The sequence below is a fragment of the Pseudoalteromonas sp. S3785 genome (assembly GCF_005887365.1).
Classification (GTDB): domain Bacteria; phylum Pseudomonadota; class Gammaproteobacteria; order Enterobacterales; family Alteromonadaceae; genus Pseudoalteromonas.
The window spans coordinates 26,431-43,572 of sequence record NZ_PNCT01000052.1; the positions used below are offsets into that span (position 1 = coordinate 26,431).

The window sequence follows — 17,142 nt, forward strand, 5'->3', positions numbered from 1 at the left end:
AGCATATGCTTAATGATCAATTTGGTCGGCAGTTTAACTATTTGCGCCTTTCTATTACCGATGTGTGTAACTTTAGTTGCACGTATTGTTTACCAAACGGGTATCAGTGCGATACTCCTCGTAACTTTTTAAATAAAAGTGAAATAAACACCTTAGTAAATGCATTTGCGCAATTAGGCACTAAAAAAGTGCGTATTACAGGCGGCGAGCCGTGTTTACGCAATGACGTTACCGATATTATAAAGCAATGTAAAAACACGCCAGGCATAGAAAAAGTAGCCATAACAACGAATGGTTTTAACTTATTTAATAAAATTGATGAGTTTTACAGCGCTGGCTTAGATGCGCTTAACATTAGTATTGATAGCTTAAACCCAAGCATGTTTAAATTAATTACAGGGCACGACAAGCTAACCCATATTTTAAAAGGGATAGAGCGAGCAATTGAGCTTGGCATAAAAGATATAAAAATAAATGCCGTGCTGGCTAAGCAGTTTAATAAAAACCAATTAAAGGATTTTTTAAACTGGGTGAAATATAAAAAAGTAACGGTACGCTTTATCGAACTAATGGAAACAGGCAATGGCGCCACCTTTTTTGAACAAAATCATTTAAGCGGGCAAAGTGTTAAAACACAGCTTTTAGCACAAGGTTGGTTACAGGTAGTGAGAGGTAAATTAAACGGGCCTGCAGAAGAGTTTTGTCACCCCGATTTTGAGGGTCGCATTGGCTTAATTATGCCCTACAGTAAAGATTTTTGTAAAAGCTGTAACCGATTAAGAGTATCGTCATTAGGCAAATTACATTTGTGCTTGTTTGCCGAGCAAGGTATAGATTTACGTCCGCATCTAAATGAGCAAGATACGCCAGCTACTGTAAACGCTATTCAAGCAGCAATGGGTAACAAAACCATTAGCCATGAGCTCGATAAACGCTTAACGGGCGCCACAACCCATTTAGCTATGTTAGGCGGCTAAAATGAGCAATAAAACAGTGTTTACGGGGGTTGTGCTCGCTGGTGGGCAATCATCAAGAATGGGTAGCGATAAAGCCAACCTCATTTTAAAAAATAAAACATTACTGCAAAATGCCTGTGAATTATTAAAAGCAGCAGGAGCAAGTAATGTACTCATAAGTCGTAATGTACAAAGTGCTACTGCGCAATATATACCAGATATATACCCTGATTCTGGCCCGCTTGGGGGGATTTATTCAACCTTAATGGCAACAGATCAAGATATACTTGTAACCGCTGTAGATATGCCACTGCTTACCTGTAATTTATTATCACAAATAGTATCTGTAGTAAGTGATAATTCCCACTTTCAAAAAAATCAGCCACAAATACATGCATGGCACTTTGAAAATGAACCGTTACCCCTGTATATTCGTAACACCCAAAGCGTTAAACGTCATTTAAAACAATTACTCATAAACGCAAATAGTCATAAATCAATTAAACAGTTTACCCGTAGTATTGGTGTGCAAACACTTAAATGTGATAAAGCACATGCGCTTGTTAATACTAATACGCCGGCGCAATTTAAAGCTGTTAATGAGCAACTTGACCAACACAAACCTAATTTATTGAGAAGAACCCTATGAGCCACACAACTGAGTCACAAATAGCACTAAACATTGCCGTAATGACAGTAAGCGATACACGCGATGAAATAACGGATACTTCAGGCCATTATTTAATTAAAGCCCTTAGCGAGGCAGGCCATCACTTAGCTGATAAAGACATCGTTAAAGATGATGTTTATCAAATGCGAGCAGTTGCCTCGCAGTGGATTGCCGATGACACTATTCACGCTATTTTAGTCACCGGTGGTACGGGTTTTACCGAGCGCGACTCAACACCAGAGGCATTTGCACCGTTGTTTGATAAAAGCGTGGATGGATTTGGTGAGCTATTTAGACATATTTCTTACGGCGAAATTGGTAACTCAACTATTCAATCTCGCGCACTGGCAGGCCTTGCAAATAACACGGTTATTTTTTGTATGCCAGGCTCTACCGGCGCATGTAAAACAGCCTGGACAGGTATTATAAAAGATCAGTTAGACTCAATGCACAAGCCATGTAACTTTGCCCCGCATATTACTATTGGTAAAAAATGTGAATCACGAGAGCAATAATATGCTGAGCCACGTAGACGAAAATGGCCAAGCAAACATGGTTGATGTATCGCTAAAAGAGGTTACTCTGCGCGATGCATCTGCTGAGGCCTACATTAAAATGAGCAAACAAGCTTTTGAGCAAGTGCTGCTTAATCAAAATAAAAAAGGTGACGTGCTAGGCGTAGCACGCATTGCAGGTATTCAGGGCGCTAAAAAGTGCGCCGATTTAATTCCGCTTTGTCATCCACTTGCACTGAGTAAAGTAGCCGTTGATTTTGAGCTTGATGAAGCAAATAGCCAAATTAAAGTAACCAGCTACTGTAAATTGGCGGGCAAGACGGGTGTTGAAATGGAAGCGCTCACCGCTGTATCTGTGGCGACCCTTACACTATTTGATATGTGTAAAGCCGCCGATCCGCTTATGGAAATACACGGTATGCGTGTAACACAAAAAGCAGGAGGCAAGCATGGCAGTTGGCAGCGAGACTAATTTAGATAATACTAATGCAGCTGCAGGGCAGGTAAAGGTACTATTTTTTGGCCAACTAAAAGAACGCCTAAAATGCGATAAGTTAACCGTTGAGATAGCGCACCCCCTTAGCATTAAAGCGTTTAAACACATGCTGGTTGAGCAAAATCCGCTTTGGCAGGCGTGGCTTGAAGAGCGTGATGTTTTGTGTGCGCTTAATCAAACTATGTCATCAAGCGATGAGCTTGTAAAAGCAGGGGATGAACTTGCTTTTTTCCCACCCGTTACAGGTGGCTAATGAGTATAAGCATTAAAGTACAAACGCACGATTTTTCAGTAGGCGAGCAACATGACGCACTTTGTAGTAATAACAAAAGCGATGGTGCTGTAGTTACTTTCACAGGGCTTGTGCGAGAATTTAGTAGCGGCGATAACGTAATCGCCCTTGAGCTTGAGCACTACCCAGGTATGACTGAGCAACTACTGCAATCAATAGCTGAGCAAGCGCAAACACGCTGGCAACTTGCTCGCATAAGCATTATTCATCGAGTCGGCTATTTAGCGCTTGGGGAGCAAATTGTATTTGTTGGCGTAACCTCCCGCCACCGCCAAGCTGCGTTTGAAGGCGCACAATTTATTATGGATTACTTAAAAAACCACGCCACGTTTTGGAAAAAAGAGCACTTTAAAAATTCATCAAACTGGGTTGAGTTTAAACAAAGAGACAAGCAAGCACTGGATAAATGGCAAAGTATCGAACAGGATGCAATTGAGTAAATGCAGATAATCTCTACCAATATCTCTAAAATAAAAACGGTTGTTCATAACGGCAAAGAAGTTAAAACAGGTATTTTTAAAACGCCAACCAGTGAGCCTGTTGTTATTGAAAAGCTAAATATAATAGGTGATGAACAAGCCGATTTAGTTAATCACGGTGGGGTGGATAAAGCGGTTTATGCGTTTTCACATAATCATTATGCTTACTGGAAACGCACCCTTAAAAATGATGATTTAGCAGTCGGTGCCTTTGGCGAAAACTTTACAATTTCAAATTTTGATGAGCAAAACATTCATATAGGCGATCGTATTCGTGTAGGTACTGTACTGCTTGAGGTAAGCCAACCGCGTGTGCCTTGCTTTAAATTGGCTATTGCACTTAATAATAAACAAAGCCTAAAACTGTTTACGCAGTATTACCACACGGGTGTTTATTTTAGAGTACTTGAGCAAGGTATTGCAAAAACGGGCGATTCAGTCACTATTGAATATAAAGCTAAGCATAATATTTCGGTTAAAACGTTGTTTCAGGCGTTTTTTGATAAACAATACCCAGATTGTGAGAGCGTATTACTAGCAGCACTTGAATTACCCGAGCTTGCGCTTGAGTGGCAAACTAAAATCAAAAAGAAATTAGGTATTTAAAAGAGCGTTATTAAAGCTGGATTACCCTTAATAAAAGCTCACTTTTAGCCAGTATTATTTAGTTTGTTAAGCAAGCGCTGATATGTATTTGCACACCAATTGGCTTAATGTGTCATATTGATGGTTGTTGTTTATCGGCTTACTAAAATCACTACTTACTGCCACTGCGCATGCCCCCGCTTCAAACCAATCTGTTAGGTTGTCTAAGTTAATGCCGCCTACGGGCATTAATGGCACATCAGAAAAAGGCCCCGTTAGCGCTTTAAAGTAATTAACCCCCATACTGCCTGCAGGAAAAACCTTAATAATATCGGCGCCATAGTCTATAGCATTGGCGACATCGGTAGGGGTGAGTGCCCCCATTAACACAGGTAAACCATGGCGGTGGGCAAGCTCTACAACGGCTTGATTAGTATTGGGTGTAACTAAAAATTGCGCACCGGCATCAATCGCTTGTTGCGCAAGGGCGGTGTTAATTATTGTGCCAGCGCCAATCAGGGTATTTTTATAAGCAGCACGTGCTTTTGCTATTTCTTGCTCAAAGCCTGGTGTATTTGAGGTGATTTCTAGTGCGTTAATGCCTGCATTAACTAAGCAATTAATTAAGGGGGCTACATCGCTTTGTTGCTTTAAGCGAATAATAGCCACCAATTTATCTTGCCTTATTTTCTTGCTTATTTTTATTCTGTGGGCATTTAAAATTTGGCTCATAATTTTAATTCACTTTATTTTATTAAGAGACTTATCTATCAGCGGTTTTTTAACTATAAAAAAAACCGCTGATATCAGCGGTTTATTTTAAGTAATATATTACATTACACGCATACCAGGCTCTGAGCCATCATCTGGGTTAAGAATATAAATTTCTTTACCGCCAGGGCCTGCAGCTAATACCATACCCTCTGACATACCAAAGCGCATTTTACGTGGTTTAAGGTTTGCAACCATTACAGTAAGTTTGCCTTCAATGTCTTCTGGTGCATAAGCTGATTTAATACCTGCAAACACTTGGCGAGTTTCGCCGCCTAAATCAAGTGTAAGTTTAAGTAGTTTGTCGGCGCCTTCAACGTGCTCAGCTTTGGCAATTTTGGCCACGCGTAAGTCTACTTTTGCAAAGTCATCAAATTCAATTTCATCTGCAATTGGCTCTTTTGCAAGTGGGCTATTAGGGTCAATTGTTACTTTTGATTCTAGGCTTTCTTTTGATTCTTCTACCATTTTGTTCACTTTATCCATTTCTACACGTTGCATTAACGGCTTAAACTTATTAATAGGGTGGTTTACTAGTGCATTTTGAACACCATCCCACGCTAAGTCGTCGTTTAAAAAGGCTTCTACGTTCGCAGCCATACCTGGTAATACAGGTTTTAAATAGGTAATTAAAACACGGAACAAGTTAAGGCCAAGCGAGCACACTTCGTGCGCTTCTTGTTGTTTTGTTTCATCTTTAATAAGTACCCAAGGTGCTGCGGCATCAATAAATTGGTTTGCTTTGTCGGCAAGGGCCATAATTTCACGAATAGCGCGGCTGTATTCACGGTTTTCATAGTGGGCAGTAATGCTTGGTGCAGCAGCTTGAAATTCTTTAAGTAATTCAGGCTGCATAATTGTGCTGCTTAATTTACCGTCGAACTTTTTGGTAATAAAGCCCGCACAACGGCTTGCTATGTTTACTACTTTACCTACTAGGTCTGAATTTACACGTTGTGCAAAGTCTTCTAGGTTTAAATCAAGGTCAATAATGCCGCTGTTTAATTTAGCTGCGTAGTAATAACGTAAATATTCTGGGTCTAGGTTATCAAGGTAAGTACGTGCTTTTATAAACGTACCCTTAGATTTAGACATTTTTTCGCCATTTACAGTTACAAAACCATGAGCAAATACATTGGTTGGTTTTCTAAAGTTAGCGCCTTCTAGCATGGCTGGCCAAAATAAGCTGTGGAAGTAAATAATGTCTTTACCAATAAAGTGGTACAGCTCAGCATCAGAACCCTCAGCCCAAAACGCATCAAAGTCGAGGCCTTTTTCGTCACACAAGTTTTTAAAGCTGGCCATGTAGCCAATAGGCGCATCTAACCACACGTAAAAATATTTACCAGGTGCGTTTGGAATTTCAAAACCAAAGTAAGGTGCATCGCGGCTGATATCCCACTGTTGCAGGCCATCGGTAAACCATTCATCTAGTTTGTTAGCCATTTCTTGCTGAATAGTACCTGAGTGTAACCACTCTTTTAGCATGCCTTCAAACGCTGGCAGATCAAAAAAGTAGTGCTCTGAATCTTTTAAAATAGGTTCAGCACCTGACATTACCGAACGCGGGTTTATTAATTCGGTAGGACTATAAGTTGCGCCACACGAGTCACAGCTATCGCCATTTTGGTTTTCAGACTTACACGTAGGGCAAGTACCTGTTACAAAGCGATCGGGTAAAAATATGCCTTTTTCAGGGTCGAATAACTGTGAAATAGTGTGCTTTTTAATATGACCAGCATCGTTTAGACGGTTATAAATAAGCTCACTCAATTCTTTATTTTCTGAGCTGTGGGTGCTGTGGTAATTATCAAACTTAATGTTAAAGTCGGCAAAGTCGCGCTGGCGTTCAATGCTTACATTTTTAACCATTTCTTCAGGCGTGATCCCTTGCTTTTGCGCATTAAGCATAATTGGCGTGCCGTGAGCATCGTCGGCGCAAACATAATACGCTTCATGGCCTTGTAGTTTTTGAAAACGTGACCAAATATCAGTTTGAATATATTCCAATAAATGGCCTAAGTGAGTAGGGCCATTTGCATAAGGTAATGCGCTGGTAATGAGGATCTTTCGCTGCGTCATAATCATTCCGAATTGAGGATAAATCACCCTTTTTACTACAAAAAAGGCGATTATCATTAATTTATCAATAAGCTTTGGACTAATAGGTCGCTTAGCTTATGGATTTTTGTTAATTGACTGGTTTTAATGCCCTGAATGTTACATAATTCTGTGGCACTTTTCATCAAAGAAACGCTATTTAATTGCTATGTTTGGACTGTCGAAACTATTCTCCTCTAAATCGGTTCAAAAACAACCGATTATTACCGCTTTAGCGGCGTATCGTAGCGCGGCGTTTGCCGTGGGTATTGATGAAAGCTTTATCGATAGCATTTCACAAAATGACGATAAATCAATACGTATAAAACTGATACTGCCTTTTGCAGCGCAATCAGAAATGCCGCTTGTTGAGCAGCATGTAAGTGAAAGTATAAAAACACCAGTAACCATAAATTCTTCGGTTATCATAAATGAACCTGCAAAATTTAAAGCCATTAAACATATTGTGCTGGTTGCCTCGGGTAAAGGCGGTGTGGGTAAATCAACTACCGCGGTAAATTTAGCGGGTGCGCTAAAAAATGAAGGCGCTAAAGTAGGGATTTTAGATGCCGATATTTATGGACCATCTATTCCTATGTTATTGGGGCTTGTAGGCGCAGAGCCACAAACCAAAGATAACAAACTACTACAGCCATTTGATGCTAACGGCATTAAAGCGCAATCAATCGGCTTTTTAGTGCCAAGTGATGACGCAACAGTGTGGCGGGGCCCAATGGCCTCGGGAGCGCTCAACCAATTATTAAACGAAACCGATTGGGGCGAGCTTGATTATTTAATTGTTGATATGCCGCCAGGTACCGGTGATATACAATTAACCATGAGTCAAAAAGTACCCGCAAGTGGCACTGTTATTGTTACTACCCCACAAGACTTAGCTTTAGCCGATGCGCAAAAAGGCATTGCAATGTTTAATAAAGTTAACGTACCTGTGCTTGGGCTTATAGAAAATATGAGCCATTACATTTGTACTCATTGTGGTGAAGCAAACCATGTGTTTGGCAAAGATGGCGCAGAAAAACTTGCCCATAAACACGGCGTACCGGTGTTAAGCCATATTCCACTTGCCATAGATATTCGTGAATACTCAGAGCAAGGTAAATTAATCGCCAGCGATACCGGCGCGGCTATTAGCAACACATACAGCGCAGCGGCAAGACTGATTGCCAGCACGCTTTTTTATCAGCAACACCAAAGCAGTGTTGAAATTGTGATTACAGAAGATTAAAAATGAGACTTTCAGACACACATATAAAAGAATACCTAAATGACGGCCGTATTGTTATTGAGCCTGCGCCAACGAGCGAGATGATTTCGGGCGTAACAGCAGACTTGCGCCTAGGGAATAAATTTAGAACTTTTAACGCACACAATGCAGCGTACGTAGATTTAAGTGGCCCTAAAGATCAGCTTAATAAAGCCATGGAATCTATAATGAGTGAAGAGATTGAGCTTGCTGATGGGGAAGCTTTCTTTTTACACCCAGGCGAGCTTGCGCTGGCCATTACCCATGAAAAAGTAACATTACCTGCTGATATAGTCGGTTGGTTAGATGGGCGTTCATCGCTTGCCCGCTTAGGTTTAATGGTGCATGTAACAGCACACAGGATCGACCCAGGTTGGAGTGGCAATATTGTTTTAGAATTTTATAACTCAGGTAAGTTACCACTAGCGCTGCGCCCAATGATGAAAATTGGTGCAATGAGTTTTGAAATGCTTTCAGGCCCGTGCGAAAAGCCATACAACATTCGTAAAGATGCAAAATATAAAGATCAAAGCAGTGCGGTAGCAAGCCGCATTAGTGACGATAACTTATAACAATATAAAGTTTTTAAGCGTTTAAATGGCCGTGTTGTTAGCTAGTTTAAACGCTTAATTACTTAACTGAACGAACTAATATTAAATCTGTTTTTTATTTCTGGCTTTATAAACGAGTAAAAGCTCAACTAGAAGAGAGAGTAAAATTACAATAATTACAATACCTTGAATAGTATGTAGTTTTTTAATTCGATCAACACTTTCTTTTTCGTACTGCATAACCACCGCATTAAATGCTTTTAAAAGCGGCTCTTTTGCTAAAGAAAAAAAGCTTTCTTGAGCTGTATCTAAATTAAGTGTTTTTATTTTCAGTACCTCTTCAACTCTATCTGAAAACATCCTTAATTTTTTATCAACATTAATTGGCTCTTTAAAATACATTGCTAATAGCTCGTCTGATAGCGGGCTTTCGTTACCTAATACTTGCGCCCCGTAGTGTTCACTCAATAAGTACTTATGATTATTTTTTAAAGAGTTTAAAGCGTTAATGGTCAGTAATTTTGAATCCTGCGAGCCATACATTAAATACTCTAATGTAAACATGCTTACCCGTTGTGAGAGCATTCTTTGTTGGCCACTTACATTAACTATTTTCCCCGTATCAGATTGCGCTTCAATGACTTCTTCAAGCATAAAGTGTATACAAATAGATAAAATCGCTATAACAGTTAAAGGGACAATATAAACAAAAGAGATAGCACTGCGCTTTTTATATGTAGGATCAGTATTTACCATTTAAATGCTACTTATTTAAACTATTTATTCTCTAGGATAGGATAGTTTAAATATAAGATTTTTCACGTAAATAAAATTTACAAGGTAGCTTGTGACTTATTGAAATTTATGAAGTGCATAACCTAGTAGTTCAAAATATTTATTAAGCGCTTCATTTGCTTTATTAACATGTTCAGCACTTGGGTATATTAAATTACTGCTTTTTAAGCCACTGACTAAAAAGCTATTTTGAATAGTGTTGTGGGCATCTATGCAGGCTTCAAAGCAGCGTGCTGCTAACTCCTCAGGCATGCTCATGTAGTTCATGTTGTGGGCTTGGTCGTGTTTAATGCATGTTTGTACAAATTCATTCGCATCTTCTCCATGACAATCTAAAAATACTTCTTTGTAAAAATCGTTTAGCGCTTTATTTAGAGGGTGAGCTAAGTTAGGTGTATTTGAAAGCCATAATTTTGATGCAAATCCAAAGCGAGGTTTAGCTGCAAATAAATGCTCGCTTATGTGGTGGTCAAATGCATGAAACCATTCGTGAGCAAGTGCGCCACCGCCCGCGTTTTTAGCAAGCGCAAGGGTTTGCGAGGCTGCGTTATAATGCGCTTGCACACCTTTTTGTCCACCGTGCCCAAAGGCAAAATTTAGTTTGCCGCGCAGGCCAATGGCTTTGGGCGGTAAATGTAGTATTTGAGCAAGGTCGGCGAGGGCATCGTAAATTAAGTTTGCACTAATAAAACGCTCTTCTTTGGTTACCCATTTACCGATCACCATAGACCTAAAACCAAAGGTATCTCTAATATCGCTAAAGTCGACTTGGTCGTCAAAGCGATAATCGGGGCCTTGGCGTGTAAAGCCTCGTTTTAGTCTGTTTGGGTAACTACGCATTATAATTTAAGTGTGGTTAATTTAAGTAACGGGCTTTTACGTATTCAGGCATGTGTTGGGTTTGTTTTTTTATTAATTCGTCTAATAAATTATAAAGTGGAGCAGGGTCTAGCTGCTCTAATAAAGACAAACTATGTGCAACGGCCTCAAGTGTAGAGAGACTATCAGCTCTGGGGGCTTTTCGAATAGCATAACGGTTTTTCGGCAACTGCTTAAAGCTCACGGTTTTGAACTTACTTAGCAATGGGGTGAGCTGTAAAATTTTATAGGCTTTTTTCCATGTGCCGTCTATCACAATTAAATGAGTGATATTGTTTATCTCAGCGCTGCGAGCTTTCTCATCTAAATTTATAGCCTGCTCATTAGGGTAAAGTAAAACTGTTGATTCTAAAGGCAGGCTTTTTAGTATTGCAAAGTCATTATTATTTTCACCTTTGACTATTTCGCAACCAGTAAGGCTTAAATTAACTAATTTTGCAGTGTTTTTAGCTATTTTTTCTTCGCTTGGGTGTTGTAGAATAATAACTCTAACTTTGTTGTTTATACGTGAAACAGCCTTGCATATACAGGTTGAGGGCGTGAACTGACAGCGTTCACAAATTTTGCGACTCATTACTTAAACTTTTTATAGTGAGAGTATTCTGATAATTATACATTTATAAAGCAATAAAGTTGGATTTTTTTACGCATAGATATACAGTAATACTATTAATTATAAAATGACACGGAATGTTAAAAAGGGCTTAAAATATGACAGAAATACAAATAGATGACGCTGCCTTGCAAAGTATGCAGTCGTTACTGGGCGAGCAGTTTAAAGATACACTTGAATTTTGCTGTAGTGAGTTCGAGCGCCTTGCAAATGAAGTAATAGCGACTATTGGTAACGATAAAGAAGCGGCTATACGTCACGCCCATAGTTTAAAATCGAATGCAGCTCAGTTTGGTGCGACGAGTTTATCTGAGGTGGCCCGAGAAGTTGAGCTTAATTTAAATCAAGATAATGCAGAAAAAGCAGTTAACGCATCTACTGATTTGTTAGCTCAAGTAAGTGGTTCACAAGCGCAGTTAAGAGCTTGGCTAGAGGCTAACTAGCATTATTTGCCAACGTGAATTTATTTCAGTACTAAGCAACTAATTACGCTAGCATTTTACGCCTTTACTAGGGTAGTCTTAGAACCGTCTAGTGCGTGTTTGGCCTCTCGATAATAAATTAAAGATCGCATAGCCTAAGGAGCATCCTTGGGCTGATACCACAATTTTAACGATTATACCCCTCGCATTACCAAGTTTAATTTTTATACTATAAAGCCAGTTCGCCGCAAAGAGGTAAAAATGTCAGATATTAAAAAGAGTCACAAATTAGAAGGTGTATGTTATGACATTCGTGGACCGGTTTTAGCACAAGCCAAAAAAATGGAGGACGAGGGTCAGAAAGTACTAAAGCTTAATATTGGTAACCCTGCTGCATTTGGTTTTGATATGCCAGAGGACATGCACCGCGATATTATTCGTAATTTGTACTCGGCTCAGGGCTATTGCGACTCTAAAGGCTTATACTCAGCTCGTGTAGCGGTTTATCAGCATTATCAGCAACGGGGTTTACATAACCTTGATGTTGATAATATTTATATAGGTAATGGGGTGAGTGAACTTATTCAAATGATCACCCAAGCGTTATTAAATAACGATGACGAAGTGCTTATTCCAGCACCTGATTACCCGCTGTGGACTGCGTCAGTTAAATTAGCAGGCGGCAACCCTGTTCATTACTTGTGCGATGAAGAACAAGATTGGTTCCCTGATATTGCAGATATAAAAAGCAAAATTACGTCAAAAACCAAAGCACTTGTGCTAATTAATCCTAATAATCCTACTGGCGCGGTTTACAGTGACGATTTATTAAAAGAGTTAATTAATGTAGCACGCGAGCATAAGCTGTTATTGCTTAGCGATGAAATCTACGAAAAGATTTTATATGATGGCATCACCCATACCTCTATTGGTGCACTGTGTGATGACGTGCCAATCATTACCTTTAATGGGTTAGCTAAAACTTATCGTGCGGCAGGTATACGCATGGGGTGGATGGTACTAAGCGGGCGTACCTCAGCAATGGAAGATTTAAGTAAAGGGCTCGATATTTTATCGTCTATGCGCTTGTGTGCCAATGTGCCAGCTCAATATGCAATTCAACAAGCATTGGGTGGCGTACAATCAATAGACAGCTTAATAGACCCAGGCGGGCGATTGTATGTTCAACGTGATATTGCTTGGCGTGGGCTTAATGCGATTGAAGGGATAAGTTGTAAAAAGCCAAAAGGGGCGCTTTACGCGTTTGCCAAAGTAGACACAGCGCATTTTAATGTAACAGATGACGAAAAAATGATGTATGATTTACTCAAAGCAGAAAAAATATTACTTGTACATGGGCGAGCATTTAACTGGCCTGAGCCTGATCACTTTAGATTGGTGTTTTTACCTAATAAGGATGATTTGTCTAGTGCCATGCTTAAAATGCAGCGCTTTTTTAAAGACTATCGCCAAGTTTAGTTAATTCCAACTAACGCGTTGTATAATAAAAAACGAGCTTAAATAGCTCGTTTTTTATTATAGCGATAATGCTAATATGCCCCGTTAATACGCGCGGTCAACTCTTACAGTATTATCACTTAAATAAACAAGGCGTACGTTATCACCTTTACTAAAGCGCATTAACTGATCTTGGTCTTGTACCACCATGTATTGGTCGCCGTTTTCTACTTGAATCAGTAATTCGACTAGGTGCGTTTGCTTATAATAACTTTTTTGCTGATTATTATGGGCAACACTACCACCAATGACAGAACCCAAAATAGTGGCGACCGTTCGCCCGCTTCCACCACCAAACTGATTACCGACAACACCGCCAAGTAGGGCACCGCCAAAGGTTTTCCAACCACTGTTTTTATCTTGGACGAGTTCTTGCTCAGTTATTTTGCGAACAGATTTTACATCACCAAATAACACTTGCTGCACGGGTACGGCTTTGTTTCGCTCATAGTTTGCAAAACTGGGTGCACTGAGTGTGAGCAATGCACACATTGCTATGGTTAAGGCTTTCATAGATGTCTCCTGTTGGTGCTACGCAAAGGCAATATTTAGCCTTTGCGTGGGGTTTATTACCAACCAAATGTCGATTTTTCTTTCGTTTTACGAATTTCAGTTTCGTCTGCCCACTCTACTAGGCCACTTTCCATATCCATTAAGCGCATTGTAAATTTGTAATACACGTCTGACTTATCGGCATTTGACTTAACAATGCTCGAAAGGTTGCCATATAGCATGTATTGCGCACCAATTTGTTTGCCAAAAGCAACCGCGGTAGCAGGGTTTACGAGCGCATCTTCATTTTGAAAGTTAAGCTGTTCGCGCACTGATTCAACGCGGGACATGTCAACAAAACGAAATTTACCGCTTCGTAATAACTGCGTTGAGATTGAGTCGGTGATAGATTCGGTATCTATGTGTTCGCTGGTTTTATTTTTAATGCGCTCGACAAACACCACTGGGCGTTTGTTTTGTGTCATTGTGCCAACAACGGGCGAGCTAAGCAGTGAGTCGGTCATTTGGCTGGCTACTTTTTGCAAATCGGTAGAGCCAAAGTTTATATCGGTGGTTTCTACAGCTTGTGCATCACCGTAACTGACTACGGCTTTATTAGCACAACCGCTTAAAATGAGTGCGCTAAGGCCAATTGCAGCATAACTTGATAATGTTTTAAATTGCGTAGTGATCATTTTTATAACCCTTATTCTTTAAATTCTTGTGCGTCGGTCGACACTTCTCTTACAGCAAGCGAAAATGTAACCGCATCCGGTGTAGGCGCTAAGCCGGGTAATTGTGTTTTAGAAAAACCAAACAGTGTTAAGGCGTGCCAAGGTGAGTGGTTTCCTTTAATTACAAACCCGTCTTTGTCGTACCAATTAAACTGATATTGTAAATATTGCGATTTTTTATATTGGCTGCTTAGTGTTACTACCACGTCGGTTAACTGGTTTGTCTGGCGTGTTTTCACATCGGTAATGGCAAGCTTTTCACCTAGAGCAGGATTATCAACATGTAACTGTTCGTTAAATGTATTTTTGCTTTGCTCAACCGAAATACCTGATGTATCAGGTTGGCTTGCACATGCCCCAAGCATTAATGCGGCCACTAATGGCAAAGTATATTTCATGATGACTCCTAAAGTTGAACCACATGGTAGTTAAAATAGTTATTAATAGAGGTTAGGTAAATTAAGGTTAACCCTTGCTTACTAACGGTAAAATTAATAGGCGTATGGTTACCTATTAAAAGTGAATGCGACCCAGCGCTTAAACTGCTGCGTGCCATGCTTATTTGATTAGGTAAAGTAAGCCAGCTGCGTGTATCGGCCTGCTCAGATGCCAAATTGTAAATATTAGCAATAATATTGCCAACATCGCCTGTGCTACGCGCAAGCTCTGCGCGCACTTTTTCTTTGGCTACCAAACGCAATACTTGCCTAGATACACGAGCCGGTATTTGCTGCTCTAATGTTTTAGCTGCTAATGCTTCTATATGCACTAATGGGTCAAGTTCTAAATTTTGCGAATTTATATTTACGCTATTAACATTAGGTACAAACGCATTATCTTTATAAACTGGCATGGCTAAACTGTAAAAACGCGCATCGTCACCTGAGGTGTAAATAGGCAAGCGTAGTTTAAATTCATCTTGTTTAGGCACTAAGCCTTGTTCAACCAATATAACCACTTCACCGTGTGCAGAAGGTAAGGGCTGTAATGGACTAAAGCGGCGTTCAAACTCTTCTAAATCTTGGCTAAAACCTTGTTTTTTTGCTAATCGCATTACATCTTGCTGTAAGTAGTGATTATTAGGTTGAATCTCTAATGCTTTTTTATAGTCGATGTAAGCGTCATCATATTGTTTATCACGTTGGTACAACAGTGCAGATAAATAAAACGTAAATGCATTTTGAAAACCATTTTTTATATCGCGTGTCACATTACTCATACTTGGGTAATGCTGTTGTGCTTGCTCTATTGTGTCGTTTATCTGTGTTTGATTATCAGCAAGTGCATCTACTTGTACTTTGTTAGCGCGGCGTATCTCAACCAAGGCGCTTTCTAAATCATTGTTGTATACATAATTAAGCGCTTTGTAGCTATGTAGCATGCTCATTTCATATGCCGGTGGTACATAAGTAATGGCAGAATCGTTAGTAAATAAGGCATTACTTTGTTCAAGCCCAGCACTTAATTGAATTTTTGCAGCTTCTCGTTTTGTTTGTACTTGGGTGTATACATTTTCAAATTGTTGTTGTGAAACACTTTGCTCATTAGCAAGGTCTTTTAAACGGGCTTGCTCTAATTGGTTCAGTAAATAGCTACTGTGTAATTTACTGTTGTTTGCAATAAGTGATTTGGCCTGTTCAATATTGTTATTTTGAATTGCGTTTCTTACGGGCGTCATTTGGCTTGCATAGTCGTTAAATAAGTCATTAAAGCCTATGGTGCTGCATCCACTTAATATAAAACAAACACTTAAAATTATACTTTGGCGCACTGAGCACTCCTATATAGTTAGGTTTTAAAGATTAACATACTCTGGTTTTAGATTTATGTGAAATAGTGTAAAAAAGCGTAGCCTACTTTAGGGCATGTAGACCGGTGAGGATTAAAGCTATTCTCCCTAAGGTCAGCACGCGTAGGGCGTGTATTTAAGGTAGGCAAATCATTATGAATTGCCTGTGAATACGAGAGGAGAGGCGTGTAATTACAGCAATTTGGCAGTATAGAAAGTTATAAAGCATCGATTAAAAGTATAGTAAATACAATAATGCGGCTTTACAGCTAAATGGCTCAGCTGCTTAAATACACTGCTGGCTAAGCAAGCCAATTTAAAGCATCTCACTGTAAGGTTTTAGCTAAGGAGCGATTTTGAAAGCCACGTTATACACCCTAGTTGCATTAATTGCCTTTGCGGCAAACTCTTTACTTTGCCGTATGGCGCTCGCGCAAGGGTATATTGATGCGTGGAATTTTACTCTAATTAGGCTACTGAGCGGAGCCATTTGTTTAGGCTTAATTATGGCTGTATATACGTTTAATCTAAAACGTAAGGGCATGCTTAATAACGCTATTTTAAGTGATACGGGAAGTTGGCGTAGCAGTATTAGTTTATTGATATATGCACTTTGTTTTTCTATTGCTTATATAGAGCTTGATACGGGCACCGGTGCGCTCATTTTATTTTCCGCAGTGCAACTTACCATGATTGGTTGGGGCATATATAAAAAAGAGCAGCTGAGTAAGTTGCAGTGGGCGGCTTTTTTTGTCGCATTAGCTGGATTTATATATTTAATGTTGCCCTCTGCCGCAGTGCCTTCTTTGTTAGGGGCATCGCTTATGGCGCTAAGTGGCGTTGCATGGGGTGTTTACAGTATACGCGGTAAAGCGTGTGTATCACCTTTGCGTACCACCGCCTTTAATTTTATAAGAAGTTTAGTGGCTATTCCTGTTTTATTAATTGTAGCAATAAGTTATTTAAAAACAGTGAGTATAGAAGGCGTGCTGCTAGCCTGCGCTTCGGGCGCTATTGCATCAGGCATAGGTTACAGCATTTGGTATGTGGCCATGCCACTACTTAAAAGTACACAAGCGGCGGTTGTACAGTTATGTGTGCCTGTACTTGCAGCATTTGCTGGAGTTATATTTTTATCTGAGCAGCTTACTTTTGAGTTTTTAATAGCAAGCTCGCTGATTTTAGGTGCTGTTTTGGTCTTTATTTTAAACAAAAAATAAG

21 protein-coding genes are annotated in these 17,142 nt (G+C 39.7%); 12 read left to right on the forward strand and 9 right to left on the reverse strand.

Annotation, left to right across the window (positions count from 1 at the left end; translation table 11 throughout):
• Positions 1–5: 5 nt before the first annotated feature.
• Genes moaA through CWC17_RS13185 form a run of 7 tightly spaced genes read left to right on the forward strand, consistent with a single transcriptional unit; the run spans position 6 to position 4,014 of the window.
• Complete coding sequence (moaA, locus tag CWC17_RS13155) at positions 6–977, forward strand: GTP 3',8-cyclase MoaA (RefSeq protein ID WP_138613318.1); 972 nt, start codon at positions 6–8, stop codon at positions 975–977.
• Between the two features lies 1 nt (position 978).
• Positions 979–1,605 (forward strand): molybdenum cofactor guanylyltransferase, encoded by a 627-nt coding sequence (locus CWC17_RS13160; protein ID WP_138613320.1) that lies wholly within the window; start codon positions 979–981, stop codon positions 1,603–1,605.
• Positions 1,602–2,141, forward strand: coding sequence for a molybdenum cofactor biosynthesis protein B (moaB, locus tag CWC17_RS13165; protein ID WP_138528494.1), 540 nt, complete (start codon positions 1,602–1,604; stop codon positions 2,139–2,141). The genes CWC17_RS13160 and moaB overlap by 4 nt, the downstream gene beginning before the upstream one ends.
• Position 2,142: 1 nt before the next feature.
• A complete protein-coding gene (moaC, locus tag CWC17_RS13170; RefSeq protein WP_004587754.1) occupies positions 2,143–2,613 on the forward strand; it encodes a cyclic pyranopterin monophosphate synthase MoaC in 471 nt (156 codons plus the stop codon).
• The gene (locus tag CWC17_RS13175; RefSeq protein WP_138613322.1) at positions 2,591–2,890 is read left to right on the forward strand and encodes a MoaD/ThiS family protein; all 300 of its coding nucleotides are present in this window, start codon (positions 2,591–2,593) and stop codon (positions 2,888–2,890) included. The genes moaC and CWC17_RS13175 overlap by 23 nt, the downstream gene beginning before the upstream one ends.
• Positions 2,890–3,369 carry a molybdopterin synthase catalytic subunit MoaE gene (gene moaE, locus CWC17_RS13180; protein ID WP_138613324.1) on the forward strand — a complete coding sequence of 160 codons (480 nt, stop codon included), beginning with the start codon at positions 2,890–2,892 and terminating at the stop codon, positions 3,367–3,369. The genes CWC17_RS13175 and moaE overlap by 1 nt, the downstream gene beginning before the upstream one ends.
• Positions 3,370–4,014 carry an MOSC domain-containing protein gene (locus CWC17_RS13185; RefSeq protein WP_138613326.1) on the forward strand — a complete coding sequence of 215 codons (645 nt, stop codon included), beginning with the start codon at positions 3,370–3,372 and terminating at the stop codon, positions 4,012–4,014.
• Positions 4,015–4,080: 66 nt separating this feature from the next.
• On the opposite strand, the gene CWC17_RS13190 is transcribed toward CWC17_RS13185, so the two are convergent.
• Positions 4,081–4,725, reverse strand: a complete 645-nt coding sequence (locus CWC17_RS13190) for a bifunctional 4-hydroxy-2-oxoglutarate aldolase/2-dehydro-3-deoxy-phosphogluconate aldolase (protein ID WP_138613328.1) — start codon at positions 4,723–4,725, stop codon at positions 4,081–4,083.
• A 99-nt stretch (positions 4,726–4,824) separates the two neighbouring features.
• A complete protein-coding gene (metG, locus tag CWC17_RS13195) occupies positions 4,825–6,846 on the reverse strand; it encodes a methionine--tRNA ligase (protein WP_138613330.1) in 2,022 nt (673 codons plus the stop codon).
• Positions 6,847–7,033: 187 nt separating this feature from the next.
• Here metG and apbC point away from each other — a divergent pair, with 187 nt between their 5' ends.
• A complete protein-coding gene (gene apbC / locus CWC17_RS13200) occupies positions 7,034–8,110 on the forward strand; it encodes an iron-sulfur cluster carrier protein ApbC (RefSeq protein WP_138613332.1) in 1,077 nt (358 codons plus the stop codon).
• 2 nt (positions 8,111–8,112) lie between these two features.
• A complete protein-coding gene (gene dcd, locus CWC17_RS13205; protein WP_055015027.1) occupies positions 8,113–8,700 on the forward strand; it encodes a dCTP deaminase in 588 nt (195 codons plus the stop codon).
• 81 nt (positions 8,701–8,781) lie between these two features.
• Here dcd and CWC17_RS13210 read toward each other — a convergent pair whose 3' ends face one another.
• From CWC17_RS13210 to CWC17_RS13220, 3 genes are all read right to left on the reverse strand, one after another.
• A complete protein-coding gene (locus CWC17_RS13210) occupies positions 8,782–9,435 on the reverse strand; it encodes a type IV pili methyl-accepting chemotaxis transducer N-terminal domain-containing protein (RefSeq protein ID WP_138613334.1) in 654 nt (217 codons plus the stop codon).
• Positions 9,436–9,531: 96 nt separating this feature from the next.
• Positions 9,532–10,314, reverse strand: a complete 783-nt coding sequence (locus tag CWC17_RS13215) for a CLCA_X family protein (protein WP_138613336.1) — start codon at positions 10,312–10,314, stop codon at positions 9,532–9,534.
• Positions 10,315–10,330: 16 nt separating this feature from the next.
• Entirely contained in the window at positions 10,331–10,927 is a 597-nt protein-coding gene (locus CWC17_RS13220) for a tRNA-uridine aminocarboxypropyltransferase (RefSeq protein ID WP_138613338.1), read from the reverse strand.
• Positions 10,928–11,064: 137 nt separating this feature from the next.
• Between CWC17_RS13220 and CWC17_RS13225 the strand changes: the two genes are divergently transcribed.
• Positions 11,065–11,409, forward strand: coding sequence for an Hpt domain-containing protein (locus tag CWC17_RS13225; protein ID WP_138613340.1), 345 nt, complete (start codon positions 11,065–11,067; stop codon positions 11,407–11,409).
• A 240-nt stretch (positions 11,410–11,649) separates the two neighbouring features.
• On the forward strand, positions 11,650–12,867 hold the full coding sequence (locus CWC17_RS13230) for a pyridoxal phosphate-dependent aminotransferase (RefSeq protein WP_138613342.1): 1,218 nt from the start codon (positions 11,650–11,652) through the stop codon (positions 12,865–12,867).
• Between the two features lie 84 nt (positions 12,868–12,951).
• Here CWC17_RS13230 and CWC17_RS13235 read toward each other — a convergent pair whose 3' ends face one another.
• Genes CWC17_RS13235 through CWC17_RS13250 form a run of 4 tightly spaced genes read right to left on the reverse strand, consistent with a single transcriptional unit; the run spans position 12,952 to position 15,903 of the window.
• Positions 12,952–13,419, reverse strand: coding sequence for an outer membrane lipoprotein (locus CWC17_RS13235; protein WP_138613344.1), 468 nt, complete (start codon positions 13,417–13,419; stop codon positions 12,952–12,954).
• Between the two features lie 56 nt (positions 13,420–13,475).
• Positions 13,476–14,093: a penicillin-binding protein activator LpoB gene (gene lpoB, locus CWC17_RS13240; protein ID WP_138613346.1), complete on the reverse strand. Its 618-nt coding sequence runs from the start codon at positions 14,091–14,093 to the stop codon at positions 13,476–13,478.
• Positions 14,094–14,104: 11 nt separating this feature from the next.
• A complete protein-coding gene (locus CWC17_RS13245; protein WP_138613348.1) occupies positions 14,105–14,530 on the reverse strand; it encodes a YcfL family putative periplasmic lipoprotein in 426 nt (141 codons plus the stop codon).
• An 8-nt stretch (positions 14,531–14,538) separates the two neighbouring features.
• Positions 14,539–15,903: a COG3014 family protein gene (locus CWC17_RS13250; protein WP_138613350.1), complete on the reverse strand. Its 1,365-nt coding sequence runs from the start codon at positions 15,901–15,903 to the stop codon at positions 14,539–14,541.
• Between the two features lie 374 nt (positions 15,904–16,277).
• Between CWC17_RS13250 and CWC17_RS13255 the strand changes: the two genes are divergently transcribed.
• Complete coding sequence (locus CWC17_RS13255; protein WP_138613352.1) at positions 16,278–17,141, forward strand: DMT family transporter; 864 nt, start codon at positions 16,278–16,280, stop codon at positions 17,139–17,141.
• The last annotated feature ends 1 nt before the right edge of the window (position 17,142 follow it).